Source organism: Planctomyces sp. SH-PL62 (assembly GCF_001610895.1).
GTDB lineage: Bacteria > Planctomycetota > Planctomycetia > Isosphaerales > Isosphaeraceae > Paludisphaera.
The window spans coordinates 2,827,502-2,851,728 of record NZ_CP011273.1; the positions used below are offsets into that span (position 1 = coordinate 2,827,502).

General features: G+C 70.9%; 20 protein-coding genes. 11 read left to right on the plus strand and 9 right to left on the minus strand.

All coding sequences use genetic code 11. The features are described 5' to 3' along the window. Positions 1-101 precede the first annotated feature (101 nt). Complete coding sequence (locus VT85_RS10920; RefSeq protein ID WP_068414593.1) at positions 102-434, minus strand: hypothetical protein; 333 nt, start codon at positions 432-434, stop codon at positions 102-104. Positions 435-953: 519 nt separating this feature from the next. Between VT85_RS10920 and VT85_RS10925 the strand changes: the two genes are divergently transcribed. Then, entirely contained in the window at positions 954-2,576 is a 1,623-nt protein-coding gene (locus VT85_RS10925; RefSeq protein WP_068414596.1) for a sigma-70 family RNA polymerase sigma factor, read from the plus strand. Between the two features lie 27 nt (positions 2,577-2,603). Here the strand turns inward: VT85_RS10925 and VT85_RS10930 are convergent, their stop codons facing one another. Beyond that, positions 2,604-3,101, minus strand: coding sequence for a hypothetical protein (locus VT85_RS10930; RefSeq protein ID WP_156512804.1), 498 nt, complete (start codon positions 3,099-3,101; stop codon positions 2,604-2,606). Positions 3,102-3,340: 239 nt separating this feature from the next. Between VT85_RS10930 and VT85_RS10935 the strand changes: the two genes are divergently transcribed. The 6 genes from VT85_RS10935 to VT85_RS10960 all read left to right on the plus strand — a co-directional run bounded on the left by VT85_RS10935 (position 3,341) and on the right by VT85_RS10960 (position 9,981). After that, complete coding sequence (locus VT85_RS10935; protein ID WP_068414602.1) at positions 3,341-5,560, plus strand: CotH kinase family protein; 2,220 nt, start codon at positions 3,341-3,343, stop codon at positions 5,558-5,560. A gap of 135 nt (positions 5,561-5,695) precedes the next feature. Next, positions 5,696-6,385: a DUF4956 domain-containing protein gene (locus VT85_RS10940; protein ID WP_068414605.1), complete on the plus strand. Its 690-nt coding sequence runs from the start codon at positions 5,696-5,698 to the stop codon at positions 6,383-6,385. 21 nt (positions 6,386-6,406) lie between these two features. Beyond that, positions 6,407-7,141, plus strand: a complete 735-nt coding sequence (locus VT85_RS10945) for a response regulator transcription factor (RefSeq protein WP_068414609.1) — start codon at positions 6,407-6,409, stop codon at positions 7,139-7,141. Positions 7,142-7,480: 339 nt separating this feature from the next. Further along, entirely contained in the window at positions 7,481-8,455 is a 975-nt protein-coding gene (locus tag VT85_RS10950; protein WP_156512806.1) for a sensor histidine kinase, read from the plus strand. A gap of 257 nt (positions 8,456-8,712) precedes the next feature. Beyond that, positions 8,713-9,735, plus strand: coding sequence for a DUF1559 domain-containing protein (locus VT85_RS10955; RefSeq protein WP_068414615.1), 1,023 nt, complete (start codon positions 8,713-8,715; stop codon positions 9,733-9,735). A gap of 66 nt (positions 9,736-9,801) precedes the next feature. Further along, complete coding sequence (locus VT85_RS10960) at positions 9,802-9,981, plus strand: hypothetical protein (protein WP_068414618.1); 180 nt, start codon at positions 9,802-9,804, stop codon at positions 9,979-9,981. 141 nt (positions 9,982-10,122) lie between these two features. Here VT85_RS10960 and VT85_RS10965 read toward each other — a convergent pair whose 3' ends face one another. From VT85_RS10965 to VT85_RS10995, 7 genes are all read right to left on the minus strand, one after another. Beyond that, on the minus strand, positions 10,123-12,372 hold the full coding sequence (locus tag VT85_RS10965) for a hypothetical protein (protein ID WP_197491215.1): 2,250 nt from the start codon (positions 12,370-12,372) through the stop codon (positions 10,123-10,125). 59 nt (positions 12,373-12,431) lie between these two features. Then, positions 12,432-13,700, minus strand: coding sequence for a DUF5009 domain-containing protein (locus VT85_RS10970; protein ID WP_068414623.1), 1,269 nt, complete (start codon positions 13,698-13,700; stop codon positions 12,432-12,434). 72 nt (positions 13,701-13,772) lie between these two features. Further along, the gene (locus VT85_RS10975) at positions 13,773-14,378 is read right to left on the minus strand and encodes a hypothetical protein (protein WP_068414626.1); all 606 of its coding nucleotides are present in this window, start codon (positions 14,376-14,378) and stop codon (positions 13,773-13,775) included. Positions 14,379-14,380: 2 nt separating this feature from the next. Continuing rightward, complete coding sequence (locus VT85_RS10980; RefSeq protein WP_068414628.1) at positions 14,381-15,652, minus strand: ADP-ribosylglycohydrolase family protein; 1,272 nt, start codon at positions 15,650-15,652, stop codon at positions 14,381-14,383. Positions 15,653-15,754: 102 nt separating this feature from the next. Next, the gene (locus tag VT85_RS10985) at positions 15,755-18,079 is read right to left on the minus strand and encodes a sialate O-acetylesterase (RefSeq protein ID WP_068414631.1); all 2,325 of its coding nucleotides are present in this window, start codon (positions 18,077-18,079) and stop codon (positions 15,755-15,757) included. A gap of 161 nt (positions 18,080-18,240) precedes the next feature. Further along, the gene (locus tag VT85_RS10990) at positions 18,241-18,486 is read right to left on the minus strand and encodes an AtpZ/AtpI family protein (RefSeq protein WP_068414634.1); all 246 of its coding nucleotides are present in this window, start codon (positions 18,484-18,486) and stop codon (positions 18,241-18,243) included. 145 nt (positions 18,487-18,631) lie between these two features. Beyond that, the gene (locus VT85_RS10995) at positions 18,632-19,696 is read right to left on the minus strand and encodes a hypothetical protein (RefSeq protein WP_156512807.1); all 1,065 of its coding nucleotides are present in this window, start codon (positions 19,694-19,696) and stop codon (positions 18,632-18,634) included. 246 nt (positions 19,697-19,942) lie between these two features. Here VT85_RS10995 and hisD point away from each other — a divergent pair, with 246 nt between their 5' ends. The 4 genes from hisD to VT85_RS11015 all read left to right on the plus strand — a co-directional run bounded on the left by hisD (position 19,943) and on the right by VT85_RS11015 (position 24,157). After that, positions 19,943-21,271 (plus strand): histidinol dehydrogenase, encoded by a 1,329-nt coding sequence (gene hisD / locus VT85_RS11000; protein WP_068414641.1) that lies wholly within the window; start codon positions 19,943-19,945, stop codon positions 21,269-21,271. Positions 21,272-21,338: 67 nt separating this feature from the next. Continuing rightward, on the plus strand, positions 21,339-21,890 hold the full coding sequence (locus VT85_RS11005) for a hypothetical protein (protein ID WP_068414644.1): 552 nt from the start codon (positions 21,339-21,341) through the stop codon (positions 21,888-21,890). A 145-nt stretch (positions 21,891-22,035) separates the two neighbouring features. Beyond that, entirely contained in the window at positions 22,036-22,629 is a 594-nt protein-coding gene (locus VT85_RS11010; RefSeq protein ID WP_082858962.1) for a protoglobin family protein, read from the plus strand. Between the two features lie 214 nt (positions 22,630-22,843). Further along, the gene (locus VT85_RS11015; protein ID WP_068414651.1) at positions 22,844-24,157 is read left to right on the plus strand and encodes a putative sugar nucleotidyl transferase; all 1,314 of its coding nucleotides are present in this window, start codon (positions 22,844-22,846) and stop codon (positions 24,155-24,157) included. Positions 24,158-24,227 lie beyond the last annotated feature (70 nt).

Here is a 24,227-nt window from a genome sequence, read left to right on the forward strand (position 1 = left end):
CCGCACGGAGTCAATCGGCGTGTTCGGCTGATTGCGGCCGATTCGTGATGTTTCAATGCGGGGCCCCACCCCGGGCGCGGCCCCGGACGACCCGTGGAGGGTCAGTCGTCCTCGCGTTCGTCCGGGGCCGGGGGGAGGTCCAGGACGCCGCTGACGGCGACCGAGCGGGAGGCGATCGCGCCGGGGATCGGGGTCTCCTCCGGGCGGACGGTGACGTCGCGCGGGGTCTCGGTGCGATTCCAGAGGCGGGCGAGGCTCCATTGGGAGAGCCACGAGGACCGCAGGGACTTCGACGTCCTGGTGAACGGCGAGGGGGAGTCGAACGAGGAGGCGCATTCGGGCTCGCATGGGCGATGCAGGCAGCGCGAGCCGGCGCAGCCGCTCAACATGAGGATCGCGAGTCCGACGATCAGGGTCCGGATCGTAGTGCGCATGGGAAGGCCTCCTGGCCCGCGCCTCGACGCGGGCTTGATATCGCTCGACCGCCGAAGCCGGCGGAGTGTCCGGGTCACCACCCGAAGTCGATCAAGGGGCGGGGCTCGAAGTGATGACGTATGGATAACGCAAGCCCCGCGCCGAAGACCCAGGCCCGGGGCGGTCGGCCCCCCGAGCCTGGTGTTTTCGTGACGGTTGGAGAAACCTGGAGGCGAGCTGAGGGGGACTTCTCAACGCTCCCGCTCTGCATTCCTTCCCTGGGAAGGGAGCAGGCGGCTGAAGCCTGGCCGAGCGGGGAGGCGTTGGGTCGCTCGATGGTCGCCGCCCCTCGACGAGGCCTCGCGGCGAACCGGCGGAATCCCCCTTCCTCAATCGGCTCGTCGAGGGATCGGAGAGACCACGGCCCGCTGGGAGTTCGGCGAATCCTGCGGAAATCGTGGATAGCCCGGCGTCGCTTCCGGCACTATGGGGAGTGTCGCGGGCGGAGGAGTCGTCGATCGGCCGGTCGAGAGGGATGCATGGCGGAGGCTTCGGCGGGGCGAAGGCTGCGGGACCTGGCGACGCTCTTTCAATCCGGCTCGCTCGCCGGGATGACGGACGGCGAGATCCTGCGCCGGGCGGGGAGGGAGCCGGGCGGGGAGGCCGAGGCGTTCTTCGAGGCGATCCTCGACCGCCACGGGGCGATGGTCCGGCGCGTCTGTCGGGGGATCCTGGGAGACGCGGACGATGCGGACGACGCCTTCCAGGCGACCTTCCTGGTCCTGGCCCGGCGGCTCCGGGAGGCGCAACGGCTGGAATCGGTCGGCGGCTGGCTGCACGGGGTCGCGGCGAAGGTCGCGGCCCGGGCGCGCGTCGACGCGGCGAGGCGACGGAAGCATGAGAGGGCGCGAGCCGGTCTGTCCCTCGTCGTCGCCGACGACCCCGACGTCGAAATCGACCGCGCCCTGCGGGACGAGGTCGGCCGCCTGCCGTCGCGGCATCGCGAGGTCGTCGTGCTCTGCTACTGGGAGGGGCTGACCCACGAGCAGGCCGCCGCCCGCCTCGGATGCCCGCTCGGCACCGTCCGCAGCCGATCGGCCCGCGCCCGCGACCTGCTCCGTCGCCGCCTGCGACGCCGGGGCCTCGCGCCCGAGGGGATCGAGGCCGAAAGGGCCGTCACGCCGGTCGTCCCCGCCGCGCTGATCCGAGCCTCGGCGCGAGGGGCGGCCGAGACCCTGGCGGGCCGGTCGGCCCTGAACTTCGTCGGCGTCCGTCCGATCGCGCTTTCCCATCACGTTGTACGGAGGATGTTCATGCTCAAGCTTGCTCATCTGGGCGCCGCCTCGGCGCTGGCGATCCTCGCGGCCGTCGGCCTCAGCCGCGCGGGGACGCCGCCCCCGCAAGAGCCCGCTGCGGCGGCGGCGGCCCCGGGCCCGGCGGCGGAACAGGCCGGTCAGACGCCGCCGAGGGTCTTCCGCCCCTACGTGGTCCAGCCGCCCGACCTGATCCTCGTCGAGGTCCTCCAGGCTCTGGAAGGTCGGCCGATCTCGGGCGAACGGCTCGTGCGCGCGGACGGCAAGATCACGCTGGGATTCTACGGCGACGTCGAGGTCGCCGGCCTGACGATCCCGGAGATCAAGGAGAAGATCACGATCCACCTGAAGAAGTACCTGAGCGACGACCGGCTCGGCCTCGTCGGGCATGACCGCGAGACCGGCAAGCCGGTCCCGATCGATCCGAAGGACGCCGATCGGGTCTTCGTGGACGTCGTCGGCTACAACAGCGAGTTCTACTACCTCATCGGCGCGTTCGCGGCGCCCGGCCGTTTCCAGGTCACCGGCTCGGACACCGTGCTCGACGCGCTGGTCCTGGCGGGCGGCCTGGCCGACGACGCCGATGCCCGGAAGGTCCTGCTCGTCCGCGAGCGGCCGGAAGCCGGCGAGCCGAAGTCGCATCCCATCGACGTCCGGGCGATCCTCGAAGGGGCGGAAGGCGCCGTCAACCACCGCCTCCGGCCCGGCGACCGCCTCATCGCCGCGCGAACCAAGGCGCACGCAGCCGACGCCCCGGAGGCGACGTCCTCCCGCGAGATGGAACTCCGGCTCAAACGGCTCGAATCCCAGGTCGAGGAACTCTCCAGGAAGCTCGACGAGCGTCGCTGAGCGGCGGGCGGTCGTCGCGGCGTCCCGTCAGGTCGTCGTCCCCGTCCCGGCCGTCAGCGCCTCCTCGGCGGCGGCGAGGCGGTGGACCTCGACGCGGCGGCGCTGGTCCTCGGCGAGGGCGATGAGGCCGTCGTAGTCGGGGCCCGCGAGTTCGAGGCGGCGGGCCGAGGCGGTCGCCAGCGCGCGCCAGAGGAGCCGCTTGCCCTCGATCCCCAGCGACAGGGCCTCGAAACTCTCCATCCGCCGGAGCGGGCCCCCCTGGGGGTCGTCGTACCGCAGCTTCAGCTGGGCCGCCTTCTCGGCGATCCACGAGGCCGCCTTGCGCGGAAGCGTCACCGAGGCCCCCACTCGTTCCGCCAGGTCGTCGAGGACCTTGCGCTCGTCGGCGATCTCCTTGAGAAGCTGCGTCGCCGTCCGGCCGATCGGGTCGTCGCCGTGCTCCTCCTTGAACCGCTCCAGAAGCTCCACGGCCGCGACCGAGCCGGCCATGTGATCCGTCAGATAAGTCGCCAGGTGGTCGCCCATCGCCCCTCCTCCCTTCATCTTTTCACCGGGTCCGCTCGTCTTCCACGCAAGCGGCGCGCCGGCTTCGCGCCTCGTCCCGTTCCCGATGAATCCGCTCCGGCCGCCCGAGGGCTCCGGGGCGTTTACAATCTGTTACGGAGCGAGCCTCGCGAAACCTCCATAATCCCATCGAGGGCGAGACCGACGGAATGGCCGCACGTCGCCCGCGACAGGTCGAGCTTTCGACGCGAGGAAACGCCATGCCGACGGCCGTGATGCGGATCTTGATGGGCCTGGGCGTCGGCCTGGCCGCCGGGCTCGCCTACCTGGGAGCGTCGGCCCTGGAGGCGGCACCGATCCAGGAGTTCCAGGGGCCGCCGCCGGGAGGGCCGGGAGGGGGCTTCGGTCCCGGCATGTTCCTCGCGCCGATGATCCTGGAGCAGGGGGACGCCGACCAGGACGGCCGCCTCACCGCCGAGGAGGCCGGGAAGGCCGCCGCGAAGTTCTTCGAGACGGCCGACGCCGACGGGAAGGGCTCGCTCGACGCCAGATCGTTGGGACGCGCCCTGAACCGCCTGATTCCCGGCCCTCCCGGAATGCCCGCCTTCGATGACCCGGACTTCGGCCCCGGGACGTTCTTCGGGCCCGTTCTGCTGGAGGCCGCCGACGCCGACAAGGACGGCCGACTGAGCCCCCGAGAAGCCACCACGGCCGCCGAGCGTTTCGTCAAAGGACGCAACGCCGACAAGGAAGGGCTCGACGCGGAGTCCCTCGCGGCGGCCGTGAATTCCAGCCTCCCCGGCCCTCCGGGCTTCGGCCCCGGCGGGCCGGGAGGTCCTCCGGGATTCGGGCCCGGCGGCGGCGAACGCAAGCTCGTCAAGACGCACGACAAGGACGGCGACGGCCGCCTCGACGCCGACGAACGCCGCGCCGCCGTCGCGGCCCAGAAGTCGACGCAAGGCGCGCGGGGAGGCCGTCGCGGGCCGGGCTTCGGGCCCCCTCCGGGCTTCGGCGGCGGCGAGGCCGGGCCGGCCGAGCCCGGCGCGAAGATCGCCCCGACCGAGGTCGCCGCGCATCCCGGCCGCCCCCTGTACGACCCGGACGTCTTCCGCACGCTGTTCCTCGACTTCGAGGACGAGGACTGGGAGTCGCAGCTCTCCACCTTCTACAAGTCCGACGTCGAGGTCCCCGCGACGCTCCGCGTCGACGGCCGCGAGATGAAGGGCGTGGGCGTCCACTTCCGGGGCCAGTCGTCGTACTTCACCGTCTCCGAGGGCCGCAAGCGGTCGCTCAACGTCTCGCTCGACTTCACCGACGCCGACCAGAAGTTCGACGGCTACAAGACGCTCAACCTGTTGAACTCCCACGAGGATCCGAGCTTCCTGCACACCATCCTCTATTCGGAGATCGCCCGCCGATCCATCCCCGCCCCGAAGGCGAACTTCGTCCGCGTCGTCATCAACGGCGAGAACTGGGGCGTCTACGTGAACGTCCAGCAGTTCGACAAGAAGTTCCTGACGGAGAACTACGGGACCGACGAAGGGGCCCGCTGGAAGGTTCCCGGAAACCCCGGCGCCGACGGCGGCCTGGGATACCACGGCGAGGACCTCGCCCCCTACAAGCAGCGCTACGAGCTGAAGTCCTCCAAGAAGGGACAGGACGCGGCCTGGAAGGCCCTGATCGCCCTCTGCCGGACCCTGAATGAGACGCCCGCCGACCGGCTCGAAGCGGCGCTCGAGCCGATCCTCGACATCGACGGCGTGCTGAAGTTCCTCGCCCTGGACAACGTCCTCGTCAACGGCGACGGCTACTGGACCCGCGCCAGCGACTACAGCCTCTATCTGGACCCCAGGGGCCGGTTCCACGTCATCCCCCACGACATGAACGAGACGTTCCAGGGCGGTGGCGGCCCTCCGGGCTTCGGCCCCGGCGGACCGAGGGGGGGGAGACCGGGCGGCCCTGGTGGTCCCGGCTTCGGCCCTGGTGGTCCGGGGGGCCCCGGCGGGCCTCCGGGCGGCGGTCGTGGATTCGCGGGAGGCCCCGGCGGGCCGGGAGGTCGCGGCGGGCGTCCGGGCGGTCCCGGCTTCGGCCCTCCGGGCTTCGGGAGCGTCGATCTCGACCCGCTGGTCGGGCTGGACTCCGCGCGGACGCCCCTGCGGAGCAAGCTGCTGGCGGTCCCCGCGCTGCGGGCTCGCTACCTCGGGTATGTGAAGGCGATCGCCGAGAAGGACCTCGACTGGGAGACGCTCGGCCCGATCGTGGCCCGCTACAAGGCCCAGATCGACGAGGACGTGCGGGCCGACACGCGCAAGCTCTCGACCTACGAGGCGTTCCTGGCCGCCACCTCCCCCGACGCGGACGCCCCGAAGCCGGAAGCCGCGAGAGGCCGGGGCCGGGGGCTCAGCCTCCGAGCCTTCGCCGACGCCCGCCGGAAGCACCTCCTGGGCCTCCCCGCCGTCCGGGACGCGAAAGCACCCTGAACGCAATCCGGCGCAAGCATAAACTCACCCCTGGCGGGAGAAGCCGGGGGAGAGACGGGCGAGGCGCGTGCGGTCGAAAAGTGAGATCATGGCCTTGGGGAGTCAAACCGCCGCAACGGCGGCGGAGGGGTTGTGATGCCGGCCTGGATCCTGGAATCGCTTTCCAACAATGAGACGTTGCCGGGGACGGTGATGGCCTGGCGGATCGCCTCGGCCTTGCTGCTCGGCGGCGTGGTCGCCGGCGTCTACCGCTGGGCGAGGCGCGGGTTGGGGCCGCCGCAGGCGACGTTCCTGACGACCCTCGTGCTCCTCTCGGTGACGATCGCGATGGCCACCCAGGTCATCGGCGACAGCGTGGCCCGGGCCTTCAGCCTGGTCGGCGCGCTGTCGGTGGCCCGCTTCCGCACGGTCGTGAAGGACACGCAGGACACGGCGTTCGTCATCCTGGCCGTCGTGGTCGGGATGGCGGCGGGGGCGAACGACCTGCTGGTCGCCCTGGTGGGCCTGGGGGTGGTGGGGATCGCCTCGCCGGTCCTCTGGCCCCGCCGCCGCGACCCGGCCTGGACGGGCGCGGAGGTGGACCTGAAGCTCCGCCTCGCCGCCGCTCAGGACGTCCGCGAGGCGATCGAGCGGATCCTCGCCGACGTCTCCACCCGCGCGACCCTGGTCTCGATCGAGACCGCCCGTCAGGGCGCCTCGATCGACCTGGCCTATCGCGTCCGACTTCGCCGCGACCGCTCGCCCGTCCAGACGGCGGCCGAGCTGAACCAGACGCCTGGCGTGGAGGCCGTCGAGCTCCGCCGCGCGGACCGCTCGTTCGACTGACGGCCGACGAGGCTTCGTCCCATGACCGACGCGCCCCCCGAAGATCCCACCGGCCCCGGCCCCGGCCCGTCGGTCCTGCTGATCGACGACGACCTGGAGCTGTGCGACCTCCTGCGCGAGTTCTTCGCCCAGGAGGGCATTCGGCTGGCCGCGGCCCACGACGGCCGCCGAGGGCTGGGGGCGGCGCTCGACGCCGATCGCGACCTGATCCTCCTCGACGTGATGCTCCCCGGCCTGGACGGCTTCGAGGTGCTGCGGCTGCTGCGTCGGCGGAGCCAGGTCCCGGTCATCATGCTCACGGCCCGCTCGGCGAAGGCCGACCGGCTCGCGGGCCTGGGCGCCGGGGCCGACGACTACGTCCCCAAGCCGTTCGACCCCGACGAGTTGCTCGCCCGCGTCCGCGCCGTGCTCCGTCGCGCGGGCCGCGCGGCGCGTCCCGTCGCCCCGCTGGAGGCCGAGGGGATCCGACTCATCCCGACGGCCCGCGAGGTGTTCGCGGGGGGCGAACTCGTGGCCACGACCACGTTCGAGTACGAGATCCTCGAATACCTCGTCTACGCCGCCGGCCGGATCGTCACCCGGGACGAGCTGACTGCGGCGCTCTATCAACGACGATCCTCCCCGTTCGACCGCGCCATCGACGTCCACGTCAGCCGCCTCCGCAAGAAGCTCGGCCCGCTGGGGTCGGCCGTGCGGACGGTCCGGGGCGTGGGCTACCTGTTCCGGTCCGGGCCGGACGACGAGGCCCCGCGATGAGGTCGATCTACGCCAAGATCCTGGCCTGGGCGGCGGCCACCGTCGCGCTGTCGTCGATCGGCTTCGTCGCCACGTTCTGGTACCTCTCCGAGTCGCGGTCGCAGGAGCGCCGCTTCTTCACCGGCATCCTCACCCTCCAGCGCGACGCGGCCGAACGCGCCTGGCGCGAACGCGGGGCCGAGGGGCTGCGGGCCTTCCTCCGCGAGACGGCCGCGTCGTTCGAGGGGGACCATTACCTGCTGGACCGCGACGGCCGCGACCTGCTCGACGGCGTCGATCGTTCCTCGCTCCCGGCGCGGGCGAGCGCCCCCGGCCTGCTCCCGCCGCCCCCGGCCCCCCGTGCTCGTCAGCCCGCCCACGGCCGAGGGGCTCCGGTTCGTGGCCCTCCCCCGGATGCGGGGGGTCCCCTGGGCCCAGACGCTCCCCTACTACCTCTGGATCCTGCTGCTGATCCTGGCCCTGATCTACGCGCTGGCCGTCCATCTGGTGCGCCCGCTGAGACGGTTGCAGCGGGCGGTGGACGAGTTCGGCCGGGGCGGATTGGCGACCCGGATCGGCTCGACGCGGCGGGACGAGATCGGCGAGCTGTCCCGCGCGTTCGACGTGATGGCCCACCGGATCGCGTCGCTGATGGCGGCCGAGCGGCGGCTGATCCAGGACGTCTCGCACGAGCTGCGGTCGCCGCTGACCCGCCTCGGCCTGGCCGTCCGGCTCGGCCGCGGCGGCGACCGCGAGGCCGCGATGGGCCGCATCAAGAAGGAGGTGGATCGGCTCTCGGCCCTGGTCGACGAGCTGCTCCGGCTCAATTCGGCCGAGGAGGACCCCCACGCCCTCCATCGCGACGAGGTCCGGCTCGACGCCCTCCTGGCGGAGCTGGTCGAAGCCTGCGCCGTGGAGGCCGACGCGAAGGGCTGTCGGCTGGACCTGCGGGCCGACGCGCCGGTCGTCGCGTCGGGCGATCGCGAGCTGCTCCGTCGCGCCGTCGAGAACGTCCTGCGCAACGCCGTCCGCCACGCGCCCGAGGGATCGGCGGTCGAGGTCGCGCTGCAAGCCGACGGCGGCTTCGCCGCGATCACCGTCCGCGACCACGGCTCGGGGGTCCCCGAGGAGGCCTTGGCCGACATCTTCAAGCCGTTCTTCCGGATCGAGCACGACCGCAGCCGGGCCAGCGGCGGGGTCGGCCTGGGCCTGGCCATCGCCCGCCGCGCCGTGGAGGTCCACGGCGGCTCGATCGCCGCCGACGACGCCCGCCCCGGCCTGGTCGTCACGATCCGGATCCGCCTCGCCGAGCCCGCCGCCGCGACCCAGGCGTGAGCCCTTCCGCGGGCCGTCTGACGGTTGCGCCGACCGTGAAGATTTTTTCGTGTATTGCCCTTGCGGTCCCCGAAGAAATTCGGTGATGATAAAGTTCTCCAAGGACTCAGGCGGACGCTGCAGTTGCGCTTTACGATTCTTGAATCGCCGCTTCGATGCAGAACGGCGTAGAGTTGAACGGCGCGACGAGCCGTATCACCGCCCGCTTCCACCCTTTCTCTCGTCATCACATACTGCGCTACCCTCGGAGGTGTCTCATGGCACGTTCTCGTGCCGCCTTGCGCAAAGCGTTCACGCTGATCGAATTGCTGGTCGTCATCGCGATCATCGCGGTGTTGATCGCCCTGCTGCTGCCGGCCGTCCAGTCGGCGCGCGAAGCCGCCCGCCGCATCCAGTGCACGAACAACTTGAAGCAGCTCGGCCTGGCGATGCAGAACTACCATGACGCCCTGGGCTCGTTCCCGCCGGGCGCCCGCTACACCTCGTGGGGCACCTGGTACCACTACTCGCTCTCTTTCCTGGAGCAGGGCGGCATCCATAACGCCTTCAACTTCATGGGATCGAACGTCACGACGCCCGGGCTCGGCTACCTGGACGCCGCGAACCTGACGGCGACGCAGGCCCGGATCAACGCCTACCAGTGCCCCAGTGACGAGGCGGTCGCCCCCCTGAGCGGCGTCCCCTCGGGCAACTACGTGGCCAACTTCGGCAACACCGGCACGGGGCTGTTCCAGATCAAGGACGCCACCTACTGCTGCCCCACCTACAACGGCGTGCTCTTCCTGGGTGCCCCGTTCTCGTGGCTCAAGATCGGCACGGCGCCGGCCCAGTCGTTCGCCGGCACTTATAACATCTCCAGCATCACCGACGGCACCAGCAACACGATGTTGCTCTCGGAGACCGTGCAGGGCAAGGTCAACGGCTCGAAGACCGACCTCCGCGGCTTCATCCAGTACGGCTCCTCGTGCGGCTTCGCGACCTACCTCGCGCCGAATTCGAAGCAGCCCGACATGCTGAACGACCCCAACTATTGCGCGTACCCCTTCGGCAACAATCCGCCGTGCAAGTTCCGCAACACGGGCGCCGGCGCGTTCCCCGGCGACACGACCCCGGCGATCAACGGCGACACCTACGGCGCCCGCAGCCGGCACCCGGGCGGCGTCAACGCCGTGCTGGCCGACGGCAGCGTCCGGTTCATCAAGGACTCCGTCAACATCGAGAGCTGGCGCGCCCTCAGCACGACCCAGGGCGGCGAGATCATCAGCTCCGACTCACTCTGACCGGGGGCGGGTCCGCCCCGCCGCCCACCGAAGCGTGGAATCGATCTGATCCAGGAGACGTCTCTGATGCGCAAGTTCATGCTCCTCGCCCTGCTCGGCTCGCTGACCTGCGGTTTCGTCGGCTGCGGCGACGCCGCCTCCACGACGCCCGCCGCCAGCGATGAAGGCCCCAAGGCCCCCGGCGTGCCGACTGACGGCCCCGAGGCCCCCAAGGCTTCCAAGGCCGCGAAGTCCAAGAAGGGCTGATCGGCGACGCAGCCGACCGACCCGAGCAAGCATCGAACGGGACGCCCGCCACCTCCGGCGGGCGTCCCGTTTCGCATTTCGAATCCTGCCCAGGCCTCCTCGAAGCCTGGTCGGGCCGACGACGGCCCTCGCGATCCGCGATCAGGGCGTGGCCAGCCGGGCCTTCAGGGCCTCGCAGCCGACGACCTTCTCGACCAGGTCGAGCGGCCTGTAGAAGTAGTGGTTGGAGGCCTCGAACCCGAGCCGTGAATCGCGGCGGGCGAGCGGGTAGAGGGACCGGGCGGCCTGGATCTCGGCGTCGAGGAGGCGGCGCATGGCGTCGCGGTCGTCTCGGGAACGGGCGATGACGAAGTCCGCCTGGTTCGCGACGCTGGCGAAATGCAGGCCGACGGCCTCGGCGACGCCCAGGTCGGCCTCGGCCGCCGCGCGGAGGGGGGCCGGCGCGCCGAGGACGGCCTCGCGCAGCGCGGGGATTCCGGCGGCCCAGCCGTCGGCGACCTTGCGGAACTGGTCGGCGAACACCCGCGCGGGGTAAGGCCCGCACCAGCCGTCGAGGTCGTCGTAGGGGAAGCCGACCATCGTCGCGCGGTAGCCGGTGGCGCGTTCGTGCAGCGGGTTGGCGGGGCCCATCTGCTGCGGGCCGTTGTAGAGCACCACGCCGTGATACGGATACTCGCGGAAGGCCCGGCTGAAGGCCGACCAGGCGAGCCGAGCCTGGGGGGCGGCGTCGGCGCCGAAGCGCTCGGCGGCGACGCGGTCGAGCACGGCGTCGGGCGTCGCCGTCGGGTCCTCGGCGAAGAGCTGCGCGACCCGGAGCTGGGGCGAGGGGCAGCCCCCGAGGGACCAGCCGAGCATCATCGAGTCGACGCGGGCTTCGGCCAGGTTGCGGCAGAGATCGGCCACGAGGTCGTACACCGGGATCGACGGCACGGCCGCCAGCTCCCAGGTGGCGTTGAGCTGGACCTTCGCCGAGGTCTTCAGCCCGGCATCCCGCGCCAGCCCCCAGCGCAGCCGGGCGCGGTCGCTGGGACCGGTCGCCGAGAGCGAGTACTCGCCGACGGTCGTCTTCACGCCCCCGCGCTCGATGGGCAGGTCCCATTCGGCGACCGTCTGGAAATAGGCGTCGCGCGGCAGCCGGGCGATGGTCGCCGCGGCCTGCGCCGGGTCGATCCAGCCCCAGTCCCAGGCGATGAACTTCGCATCCGGGGCGCCGGCGCGGAGGCCCTCGGCGATCGTCGCGTTCACCTCGGCGATCACCTCGGCCGGGGTCCGCTTCGAGCATCGCGGGCACTCGGCGATCCGGCCGTGCGAGGCGCAGCTCGTGACGTTCTCCGACGCCGTGATCGTGAACACGCCGCCGAGCCCCGGCGCCTCCCGGGCGACGTGCTCCACCGCCCGCTTCATCCAGCTTCGGACCCGGTCGTCCGACGTGCACATCACCGCGTGCGCGCCGTCGACGACCCCCTTCATCTCGGGACGGGTCGCGAAGAACGACAGGGGCATCGCCCGAGGCTCGTTCAAATACAGGTAGACCTTGACCCCGCGCCGTCCCGCGCGTTCGATCAGCGAGCGGAGGTTGGCGAGCCGCTCGGCGGAGCCCTCGCCGAACTCGGGGAAGTCGGGCCCGCCCGGCGCGAGCGTGCGGAGGACGACGTGGAGCCAGACGCCGTTCACCCCCTGCTCGGCCAGCTCGGCGAGCAGGCCGTCGGGGAAGCCGTCGCGGCCGGGCTCGGCGAGGGCGTCGCCGTAGGTCCCGAAGTACGACGACGCGAACCGCGGCCCCGTCTCGGCCGCGGTGCGGCTCGCGTCCGCACCCGGCCCGGCTCCCGCTTCCGGTCCCGCCGGCGCGGCTTCCCAGCGGCGGCGGAACGCCATCGGCGGCTCGCCCGAATCGACGATCGCCGCGCCGAACCGGCTTTCGACCACCTCCTTGATCGCCGACGCCCGCGCCCTCGCCTCGGGGGTCGGCTCGGCGTAGCGGAGCGGCTCGCAGCGCGGCTTGAGGCTCCCCAGCTTGATGTAGAGGAAGTCGTCCTCGCGGAGCGCGAAGGCGAGCTTCGCCGGCGACATGTCCAGGAGGGTCAGGATCTGGTCGTAAGGGAGCAGGTGCCAGTTGCGCCGGAGGATCGTGATGTAGACGCGCGAGCGGGTCTCCGGGTCGAGCCCGACCGCCGGCGGGAGGCCCATCGACGCGGCGACGGCCTCGATCCGGTCGGCCGACGCGCCGACGACCTCGGCCAGCTTTGCCGCCGGGACCAGCTCCCAGTTCCGCCAGACGAAGGCGTGCAGCCGGTCCGGGAACGGCTCCGCTCCCAGCGCCGGGGGATTCGAGCCGACCGGCAGGGGCTCGGCGGCCCTTGCGGACGGGTTGAGAAACAACGACGAAAGCACGATCGGGAGGAGTCGTGGAAGTCGCATGGTGTTGTGGTGGGCCAGGGGGGAGGGAGGGATCAGAGCCGCACCCGGAGGCCGAGCCTCGCGAGCAGGCCCGTGAGGGCGCAGACGGAGAGGGCCATGCCGAGCGAGCCGGCGACGACGACGCCGGGGCTCGCCGAGTCCTGGTAGCCGAGCACGGCGTCGCGCCAACCGGCGAGGGACAGGCCATCTGTGATGATGGGGTGGAGGAAGAAGGCGATCAAGGGGTTGACGCCCGCCGGGCGGACGACGACCGTCCAGGCGCGACGGCCCGCGACGTCGACGACGAGGTAGAGCGCCAGCCAGAGCAAGGCCGCCAGGGCCGCCGTCCAGAGGCACCACGTCGGCGTCGCGGCGATCTTGTTGATCCCCTCGAACGTGTCGGCGACGAGCCCCGCGACGAACAGGCCGAGCGCGAACGTCAGCGTCCACCCGGCCCGCGCGCGGGGCGTCGCCACGTCGGAATCCCGGCGCAGGATCGAGCCCAGCAGGCAGCCGGCCATGACCACCGCCGCCAGCGAGCCCGTCGCCCCGCCCAGGTCGACGTACGAGGCGATCGCGTCGACGGCCGATTCCAGAGAAGCCAGCAGCGAACGCGCCAGGCCGAGCCACGTCTTGCTTTCGACGCGCCCGAACAGGCCCCCGCGATTCATCGCCAGGTGGAGCAGGATCAGGACGCCGAGCGCCCCCGCCAGCCATTCGCGACGCTTGCCGAGCCAGAGGGTCAGCAGCGCGACCGTCAGGTAGGCCCAGCCGATCAGGCCGAGGATGCCCCACCAGCCCGTCTGAAGCCACCACCAGCCCTCGACCGGGCCGAAGAACAGCAACGACGTGTCAGCCGGCCGGCGACGATAGATCGCCAGCAGGGCCAGCAGCCCTACGACGCCGATCGCCTTGAGCGCGAGGAACGTCGTCCGTCGCGGCCCGGGCTCGCGAGGGGGGGCCGTCCACGCGAGGAGGACGGCGACGAACGCCAGGAACTGCCACGTCGGCGAGCCTAGCGTCCGGTCGGCGTCGCTGTTGTACGAGATCACCCCCAGGAGGATCAGGCTGGCCGACCGCACGAGGATGTGCCCGACCTCGCGAGCGAGGCTCGCCCCGCGCGCGAAGGCCCGCTCGAAGGCCAGCGGGATGGAGACGCCGACGAGGAACAGGAACCAGGGGAAGACCACGTCGGCCGTCGTCATCCCGTCGGCGCCCGGCGGCTCGATGTGGCGCAGCCAGCCGGGGGCGGCGGGGCCCAGGTCATTGACGAAGACCATCAGGAGGATCGTCAGCCCCCGGAGCACGTCGACCGACTCCACCCGGCCCGTCGCGAGGGGGGCGGGCGGGGGGCGTCGGTCGCGGCTCCCGGGGGCGGGGTGGTCAACGCCGTTTCACTTCTCGTCCTTGTCGACGATTTCCAGGAAGGTCGGGCCGAGGAAGATCCAGTTGGTCGGCGTCACGGAGATCGGTCCGTTGATGCCGAAGACGGCCAGCGAGTAGGTCTTGCCCGGCTTCGGGTCGGCCAGCTCGACGCGGTTGGGGTGGTTGAAGCCCCCCGCGACGTTCCCGCCCGCCTGGCCCACCTTGTAGGGGAGCGCGCCGTCGACCCAGACCTCGCCGTAGTCGTCGACGGTCGTCTGGAAGAAGACCGACTTCCCCTCGACCCCCGGCGGCAGCGTGACCTTGACGCGATACCAGCAGAAGCAGATCTGGCCCGTCGACCGCCGATCCTTGAGGGTCTCGGGCGCGATCACCTCCCACTTCGAGTCGTCGTAGTCCGCGGCCATGGCGCGGGGCTCGTAGTTGTACGTCTTGTTGGGGGAGCCGTCCGGGTTCTTGCCGACGACCGGGACGAGGGTCACGTCGTGCCAGCGCCACTCGGCCTTGACCGAATCGGCGCCCGCTTTGGTCCGCAGGTCGATCCGCCTCGGCTCGGCGCCGAGGGCGGGGACGGCCATCGCGGCGAGGAGGGGGAGGAGGGCGAACGAGCTTCGCATTCTCACTTGTTCGTCTCCCGGATCTGGGCCTTCTCCTCGGCGGTGAAGCGGCTCTCGGCCCCGGGGCCGGGTTCCCAGCAGGATTCGAGCGCGGAGGGGCGGGGGGTCTCGACGGGGATCACGAACGTCTCGGTCCCGTCGGCCGATTTCTCGACCCGGCCGCCGGCCCTGGCCACGGCCTGCGCCGCGAGGTCGTCGCAGACGGCGAGGACGTCCGGGAAGGCGTAGTCGGTCGAGTTGAACTTGGTCTTCGTGTCGAGGGCGCTGGTGTACGCGGCGGGGAGCTTCGACGCCCCGATGGCGGTGAAGAGGACGCCGGCGGCGTTCGAGGGGTTGCAGTCGGAGTCCTGCCCGCAGCGGGTGGAGACGACGATGGTCTTCTCGGGGTCGCCCTGGCCGTAGAGCAGGCCCATGACGATGTACGCGCCGTTGAGCTTGGCGTCGATGTTGAACTTGTACGGCTCCTTCTCGTTCTTGCTGCACGAGAAGCGGCGGTAGGCCGGGTTCTTCTGGTACTTGTCGTCGATCTTCTTCCAGGCGGCCTCCCAGTCGTCGGGATGCTCCTTGTGCCAGCGGATCACGTCGGCGACGCATTCCGCGTACTGGCTCTCCTTGGGGATGGCGGCGAGGCCGGCGAGGACGATCTTCTCGGGGTCGTCCTCGAAGAAGGCCTCGGCGTACATGGCGCCGACGAACTGGCCGCCGTACAGGCCGTCGCCGTAGTTCATGAGCCGGCCGAAGGTCTCGCCCAGTCGGATGGCGGTGTTGGGGAGTCCCGGGGCGATGAGGCCGGAGAAGTCGGCCTCGATCTGGTAGTCGATGTCGTCGGCGTGGTCGTTGAACGCGGGGTGGCCGCTGTCGGGCGGGGCGATCCCCTCGCGGAGCCGCTTGCGGCCGGCGTCGTTGGCGTGCCAGAGCGGGTACTTGCTGTTGGCGAAGTCGATCCCGGCCTGCCGCGTGGTGGCGTCGAGCCCGTGGGTCTGCAACGTCTTGAGGAACGTCATCTCGACGTAGATGTCGTCCTGGTCGAACTGGTTGATCGTCTCGGGCGTCCAGGCCGGCACCTGGTCCGCCGGGACGATCGTCCCTTGCCAGCGGAACTCCGTCGGCCCGCCGATCCCCACGCCGGCCATCTGGCCGATCCAGCCCCCCTTCATCTTGTCGCGATAAGCCTCGCGTGAGATCCGCCGCTCCTTGGGCGACTCGTCGGCCCGCAGCGGCGCGGCGAGGGCGAACGTCGAGAGCGCCAGGCCGACGACGAGGAAGGTTCTCATATTCAGGTTCCTTGCTTTGAGTTCGAGTTCGAGGCGGTCAGCGCGCGAGGGCCGAGGGAGCGCGTCCCCCGGCCCTCACGGGTCATCGTCGTCGTTCCGGTCTCACTCCACCTTGCCCGTCGCGGCCCAGATGGTGCCGCGGCGGAGCCAGGGGGCGACGTGGGGGTCGTTGAGGGCGGCGACGTCGTGGCCGAGGACGCACGAGAAGACCCGGCCCTTGCCGTACTGGTTGACCCAGATCACGGGCTCGTCCTTGCCGGTCCCCTTGGGCTTCTCGGGGTCGGAGTAGGCGGTGGCGAGGACCACGGCGCCTTCGGGGAGCATGCTGTTCTGGTACAGCTCGTCGACGACGTGGTCGAACTCGGCGGGGAGGCCGGCGGAGACCGGGTGCTCGGCGTCGGTCTTCTTCACCTTGAAGGCGTGGGGAGGGCCGTGGAAGCCCTGCTTCCGCCAGCCGCCGAGGGCCTTCTCATACTCCTCCCAGTTCGGCGAGGTGAAGGCGCTCGACGAGAAGTGGTAGGAGACGAGCCCCTTGCCGCCGTCGCGCACGGCCTTCAGGAACGCTTCCTTGTTGGCGTCGGACCACTTCGTCTCCGGGGCCCCCTTGTCGGTGTCGCGATAGTTGAGGACCAGCACGTCGTACTTCGCCAGGTTCTCGTCGGTCAGGTCCTTGTTCGGGGTGGTGGTCACGTCGACGGCGATCTTCCCCCCGTCGGCGAGGATCTTCTTGAGGGCCTCGTGGGTCGCCTTCCAGTCGTGGGCGCCCACCTCGTCGCCGGTGATGATCAGGGCCTTCACCGACGCGGCCTCGGCCTTCTTCTCCTCGGGCTTGGGCGCGGGGGCCGGGGCCGCCGCGACCGGCGCGGCGGGCTGGGTGACGGGATCGAGGGCGATCGGGCCGAAGACGGGGACGGCCATGTCGGCGCCGTCGGTCAGGTTGGCGTAGGGGTCGTAGCCGTGGCCGTACCACAGGAACGAGCCGGGCGGGACGGGCTTGGTGAGCTTCAGGACGACGGAGTCTCGGCTACGGCCGACGCGGGCCTCGAAGATCATGGGGATCGGCGAGCCGTCTCCCTTGCGGATCGAGAAGCCGGCGATGTGGGTCTCGGGCTGGAGCCCGCTGGCCGCCGCCGAGGCCGCATTCTGGCGAATGGTCCCATCCGCCGCCACTGTCGCGACGCCCGGGGAGACGCCGAGATTGACGCCGCGGAACTTGACCTCCAGGGTGCCGTTCGGTCCGACGGCCACGCGGTCGAAGGTCGGCGTCGACGCGCCGATCTGGCCGAAAAGCTGGCGCTGGGCGATCTTCGCCAGCCGGGCGCCGGCGCGCTTCAGGCCCTGGGTTCCGACGTGGATCCCGTCGTCCAGCTCCAGGTCGATGACCGAGACGACGGCCGTGTTCGCCAGCCGGTCGGGGAGGACGCGCTGGGCCTCCTGCACGCGGTTCCAGCCGGCGGGGTCGCCCTCGGTGACGAACCGGCCGATCTGGACGTAGTAGAACGGCAGGTCGGCCTGTCCGAGATCGTTGCGGACGGCCGCGACGAAGTCGGCGAAGACGCGTTCGAAGATCTGCGAGCCTTCGGGCGAGGAGTCGCTCTCGCCCTGATACCAGAGGACCCCCTTGACCCGGCCGCCGGCGAGCTGGACCTGCCGGAGCATGGAGCCGTAAAGGCTGTTCCCCCCCTCGCCCTTCCTGGCGGGGTCCCACTGCTGCATGCTCGTGCCGCCGTGCGCGGCGGTCACCAGGCCGATCGGGACGCCCGTGGCCCGCACCATCTCGACGGCGAACGGCAGCCCCAGGCCGGCGCCCTTGGTGCGCGTCTTGTGCTGCTGGGCCGAGCGCTCGGCGCGGTTGGCGGGGTCGCCGGAGTGGACCGGGTCGGGCGAGTCGACGAGCCAGTGGAGCGGCTCGGCCGCCTGGCCCCACTTGCCGTCCATGCCAAGGGCGGAGACCCTCGGGTCGGGCGGCGTGACGTCGACCAGGTCGCCGACGCCTTCCATGTTCGACTGCCCCGCCAGCACCCAGAGGTCGCCGACGTACACCGGGCCGACCGGGACCGACTGCACGGCGTTCCCCTGCTCGTACTGCACGGTGATCGTGTAGGGGCCGCCGGTCGGCACGCCGACGAGCTTGCCGTCGACGAACGGGGGCGAGACCGGGAACGGCGAGAAGCCCCCGGAGACCAGGGCCCGGACGTTCTTGGCGTCCTTCACGGCCGCGTCGAGCGCGACGGGGATCTCGGCCGTGCCGTTGGCGTCGCGCTGGAAGACCTGGTGCGGGGCCGGCGACTGGACGATCCCGTCGGCCCGCATCGTAATGACGGGCTGGGGCTGGGGCTGGGCCCTCCGGGGCCCCTGCGCGTGCGCCGAGGCGGCGAGGCCGACCGTCGCGACGGCGAGGAGGAGGCTTCGAGACAAGGTCCGCATGGCCGTGGTTCTCCTGGAACGGGTGACGGAGAGGCCGCCCGGGGGCGGAGCCGTGGACGGCGACGCATTCCTCGCCGCCGCGCGAAAGCCACATGGTACTCCGCGCGCAGGCGCCCCGAAAGGGAGTACGAGGGCCGGGCCGAACCTCCCCGCAAGGCCGATCAGAAGGCGACCCAGCGATAGACGGCGTAGAGGCCCGCGATCACGCCGACGATGATCCACCAGGGCTTGCGGACGTACGGCGCGTCCTCGCGCGAGATGTAGGTGTTGCAATACGGGCACCGCTCCGATTCCTCGTGGATCGGGTTGCCGCAGTACGGGCACGGCGCGGTCTCGTCGCCGTCGTCCTCGTCGAGGGCGTCGTCCACGTCGTCGTCCCGGTCGTCCTCGTCGCCCCGACGTGGCATGATCGCCGATCCTTTACCGAACGTGACAGCGGTTTGCACATGGGTTGCGGACGGCTTCGTCGCCGTCCCCCGACCTTACCACCGGTGCGGCCTCGTGAGAACCCGCCCGGGCCGACGCCCCTTCCGAACGCGCCGAGCGGCCGGTCTACACGCCGTCCGCGACGGGCTCCCCCGTCGCGAGAGGCTCGCCGCGATGCAACGCGACCGCGAGCCCGACGAGCAGGATGAGCCCCGTCGCGCAGGCCATCAGGGGGCCGCGTCGGTCGCTGCTCGGGATATTCGGCGGTGCCGCCAGGTCTGACAACACGACCCCGGGCCGAAGCCGCGAGTTCGTGAACTGCTCATCATCGAGCTTTCGCCGCACCTCCTCCAACCTCCCGGCCGCCGCCTCGACGCGAAGCCTCTCGATCTCGAACCGGGCGGAGTCGAAGCCGGTGCCGGGCAGGGCGAGCAAGGCTCGCAGGGCGGACTGCGTCCGCTTCAGCTCGGCCGCCTTCGGGCCGTCGCCCTCCCGCGCGAGTTCGAGGTCGGCCTGGACGAGTTGCTCGGCGATCGTCCGGCGCAGGTCTTCGGTGAGCGAGGTGAACGACGTCGGCGAGGAGTCCTCGGGCGAGACCACGCCGAGTTGGTTCATCTGGGCGACCTTCGCCGAGAGGCCGGAATCCGCTTGCCCCACTTCGTTTGACAGATGCTGGAAATAATCGTTCATCCGTTTCCGGGCCATCTCCTCGGAACCCTCCTCGAATTCCGACGTCGCCTGCAGATAGCTCGCGACCACCGCGTTGACGATCTTCGCGGCCTCCTCCGGAGAGTGGGAGACGTAGGAGACGCGGAGGAAGTCGGTGTGCGGCAAGTTCACCACCGTCAGGCCGGCTCGCAGGTCCTCGCGCGGGGAGGCCGATCCGCCGAGCGAGGTCGCATTCTTGATGCTTGGTTCTCCGAGGGCATGGTCGAGGACCCGATCCGAACTCACCGTCGCCACCGCGCTCGCGAGGCTCCTGACGTGAGCCTCCCTGGCGTCCTCGCCCGTGCTCGGAGGCGAGAACGGGCCCGACGCGGGGGGGAAGACACGCAGGAGGGATGCGGCCTCGTATTCCGGTGGCACCAGGGCGTAGATGGCGGCGTCGACGAAGACCGCCGCAAGCACGGACGCGAGGAGGGCGGACACCCAGCGGAAGCGTCTCGAAGGGGGCGTGTCGGGTGAGGTCATGGCCGCGGTCCTCCGGCGTCGACGATCACTTTTCATTCACTATCATCAGTTGCCGACACATTGTCATCGCAAAGGAACGTCGAGACAAGCTTCTCCTCCAGAACGATGTCGGACGGTGAGGGCCGCACGGACGGCGGCGCTCCGACGGGCGGGGCTCGCCCTGGCGGCCGCGCGCGCCGGCTCGTATGATCGCCTCCCGAGGTTTCGGATCGGGGCCGATCGACGAGGACGAGGAAGGGGGGCGCGGTGGAGACGTGGCTGAAGCGAGGGGGGGATCAGGCGGAGGCGACGGCGACCGACGCCCGGGTCCGCGAGACGGTCGAGCGCATCCTGGACGACGTGGCCCGGCGCGGCGACGCGGCGGTGCGCGAGCTTTCCGTCAAGTTCGACGGCTGGGACCGCGACGACTACCGCCTCTCGCCCGCCGAGATCGACGCCTGCCTGGCCCAGCTCAGCCGACGCGAAATCGAGGACGTGGAGTTCGCCCAGGCGCAGGTGCGGAACTTCGCCCAGGCCCAGCGCGAGGCCCTGCGCGACGTGGAGGTGGAGACTCTGCCGGGGGTCGTCCTCGGCCACAAGAACATCCCGGTCGGCTCGGCGGGCTGCTACGTCCCCGGCGGGAAGTACCCGATGCTGGCCTCGGCCCACATGTCGGTCGTCACGGCCAAGGTCGCGGGCGTGCCCCGGGTCGTCACCTGCGCCCCGCCGTATCAGGGGAAGCCCGCCGCGGCGATCGTCGCGGCGCAGCACCTGGCGGGGGCGGACGCGATCTACTGCCTGGGGGGCGTCCAGGCCGTCGCCGCGATGGCCCTGGGGACCGAGTCGATCGCGGCGGTCGACATCCTGGTCGGCCCCGGCAACGCCTTCGTCGCCGAGGCCAAGCGGCAACTCTTCGGACGCGTCGGCATCGACCTCCTCGCCGGCCCCACCGAGACCCTCGTCATCGCCGACGAGACCGTCGACGCCGAACTCTGCGCGACCGACCTGCTGGGCCAGGCCGAGCACGGGCCCGATTCCCCGGCGATCCTGCTGACGACCTCGGAGAAGCTGGCGCGCGAGACGATCGCCGAGGTCGAACGGCTCCTGAAGATCCTCCCCACGGCGGCCGTCGCCCGCCAGGCCTGGGACCGCCAGGGCGCGGTCTGCGTCGCGGAGAGCGACGAGGCGATGGTCCGGATCGCCGACCAGATCGCCTCGGAGCACGTCCAGGTCATGACCCGGGACCCGGACTACTTCCTCCGGAACATGCGCAATTACGGGGCGCTCTTCCTCGGCCCTCGCACCAACGTGGCGTTCGGCGACAAGGTGATCGGCACCAACCACACCCTCCCCACGAGGAAGGCCGCGCGGTACACCGGCGGGCTCTGGGTGGGCAAGTTCCTCAAAACCTGCACGTATCAGCGCATCCTCACCGACGAGGCCGCGGCGCTCGTCGGCGGCTACTGCTCGCGGCTCTGCGCCCTGGAAGGGTTCGTCGGCCACGCCGAGCAGGCCAACATCCGCGTCCGTCGCTACGGCGGACGCGAAGTCCCCTACGGCGGCGTCGTCCCGGCCGACGAGGCCGGGCCCGTTTGACTTCGACCCCACCCCACCCGATCCCAAGACCACGACCGAGAAAAGACCAGACAAGGGAGCCGACGACATGGCGGAGCAAGGCCACCGGATCGAGACGCTGACCTTCAAGCCCAACGGCAGGGTGCCCAACAGCCGATTCCCCGTCCTCATCCACCGCGCCGGCGTGACGGCCCCGCCGGGCGTCGAGATGGCCGACGCGATCGAGGAGACGTTCCGCCGCCACGACTGGCTGAACAACTGGCGCGAGCTGGGCGTCTACGACTACTACCACTTCCACTCGACCACCCACGAGGTCCTCGGCATGGCGCGCGGGAGCATCACGCTCCAGTTAGGGGGCGAGGGGGGGACGGTCGTCACGCTCGCCCCCGGCGACGTCGTCGTCCTACCCGCCGGCACCTCCCACACCCGCCTGGACAACTCCCCCGACTCGCACATGGTCGGCGGCTACCCCGAGGGCCGCGACTGGGACCTGATCCGCGACGAGAAGGTCACCGAGGCCGAATCCCGCGCCGCGATCAAGCTCATCGGCAGCCTCCCCATCCCCGCCCGCGACCCCGTCACCGGCCTCCCCATGACCCTCTGGCGGGACGCCCCCAGGACCTACGGGATCCAGTTCTGACCCGAGCCGCCGGACCCATGCGTGGCCGGGGTGTTCAGGACCGGGGGCGTGGGCGTAGAGTGGAGTGGAGTGGAGAGCCCGGCCCCCGGCGGGCCTCCTCCTCCTCCTCGGCGGCTGCGGCACGTTCAGCAAGGGATCGCGGGTCGTGAAGAACATCGACGAACGGCGTCTGGAATCGGACATCGAGTACCGCTTCGCCTACGTCGCCGACTACATCGGGTTCGGCGACGACGACGTGCGGGCGATCCACGAAGCCGCCCCCTTGACCCTCCCGCTGGTCCCGAAGATCGTCGACGCCGCCTATGAGGCGTTCCACCGCTACGACGCCACCTGGCGGCACTTCCTCTCCCGGCAGCAGGGGAAGCCGGACTTCGGGGCCGCGCTGGAACGGCGGCTGAAGGAGCTGACCCCCGACCAGGCGATGGTCAAGACCCGCAAGCATTCGCTGGGGCGTTATTTCCACCGGCTGATGACCGAGCCATACGACGCGGCGATGATCCAGTACATGGACGCGATGGGCCGGATCCACAAAGCGGAATCCCACCGATCCCGGCTCGACATCCCCCTCGTCCACATGAACGCTTTTCTGGGCCAGGTGACCGACGCCGTCACCGGCCTGATCCACGGCCTGGAGCTTGACCCGAAGCGCGAGCTGGCCCTGGTCCGGGCCTACACGAAAGTCATGTGGCTCCAAAACGATCTGGTCGCCCGCCACTACCTCCGCCTGGCCGAGTCCTGAGCCGTCGCCGATCGCCTTCGCGCCCCGACCCGGGCGGCCCCGTTTTCGACTTTAAGCGACTTGAAAAAGCTCGCCTGGTCGAAACGTCCGGTTTGGGATAAAATTCGGCACGACCCCCGGAAACATGCACAGATGTTGTCGTGCGTGCCTCCGAGGTCGCGAGGGAGGATCGAGCGCAAGCGCACGGAGACTGCAACGGAGTGGGGGTGCAACGATGCGTCTTTGCCTGGCCGAGGATCTTGCGGCGGCCGATCTTGAACCTTTGACGTTGACCCGGCCGGTCTACGACCTGTGGCTGGGTTGTTCCTCGCTGGGCGAGAAGATCGCCCGGGCGTTCGGAATCGGCCCCGGCCCGAATCGGCGGGGGGCCCTGATCCGCAATCACCTGGCGGAAGTCCAGCGCCGCCGCGAGCCGCACGTCGTCTTCAACGACCGCGACTGGCTGGCCCGGGGCCCGCTGGTGGTCGCGAAGGGTCGCTGGGTCCCCCCCGAGAACTTCGAGCCCCCCGGGGGAGGCCCCTGGATCGGCCTCTGCGACGGTCGCCCGGCCTGCGCCTGGGTCGGGCCCGACGACCTCCTCGACCTGGAGTCGAACAACGTCGACGCCTGGTTCGACCGGGTCCTGGCCCGCTACTCCGGCGACGAGATCGGCGGCGAGTGGATCGACCGGCCGTGGGACCTCGTCGCGGCCAACGCCCGGCACCTGGAGCGCGACTTCGCCCGCGACCGCCGCCCGGCCGTGACCAACCGCCAGCTCGCCACCCTGGCCTTGGTCGGCCCGTCGGACCGCCTCCGCCTGCACGAGTCGGCCCGGATCGACCCCTACACGGTCTTCGACGTCACCAACGGCCCGATCGTCGTCGGCCCCGGCGTCTGGGTCCAGCCGTTCACGCGGGTCGAGGGCCCCTGCTACATCGGCCCCGATTCGCAACTCTTCCGCGCCAACATCCGGGGCGCCGTCTCCATCGGCCCCAGCTGCCGGATCGGCGGCGAGGTCGAGTCGACGATCATCCAGGGGTTCTCGAACAAGTACCACGAGGGCTTCCTCGGCCACGCCTACGTCGGCGAGTGGGTCAACCTGGGGGCGATCACCTCCAACAGCGACCTGCGCAACGATTACGGCGAGGTGATGGTCCCGCTCCAGGGCGACCCGATCCCCACCGGCCAGGCGAAGGTCGGCTGCTTCATCGGCGACCACACCCGCACCGGCATGGGCTCGATGCTCAACACCGGGACCTCCATCGGCGTGATGTGCAACGTGCTGCCGGCGGGGCTGCTCCTCCCCAAGCACGTCCCCTCGTTCACCGCCGTGATGTACGGCCGCGTCGCCCCCGGCTTCGCCCTCGACGACGTCTTCGCCACCGCCCGGATCGTCGCCAGCCGTCGCGGCCGGACGTTCGACGACGCCGACGAGCGGCTCTACCGCACCCTCTTCGAACAGACCCGTCTCGAACGCGAACGCGCCTTCCAGCGCTCCAACCAACCCCTCCGCGACTCCTGGCCCGTCCTCCAGTCCCACAGCGGCTGAGGTCGAAGTCCGCGGGCGTGATCGTCCCTTCCCCCCCACCTCGCGGGGGGAAGGCGGCCCGACGTGCGGG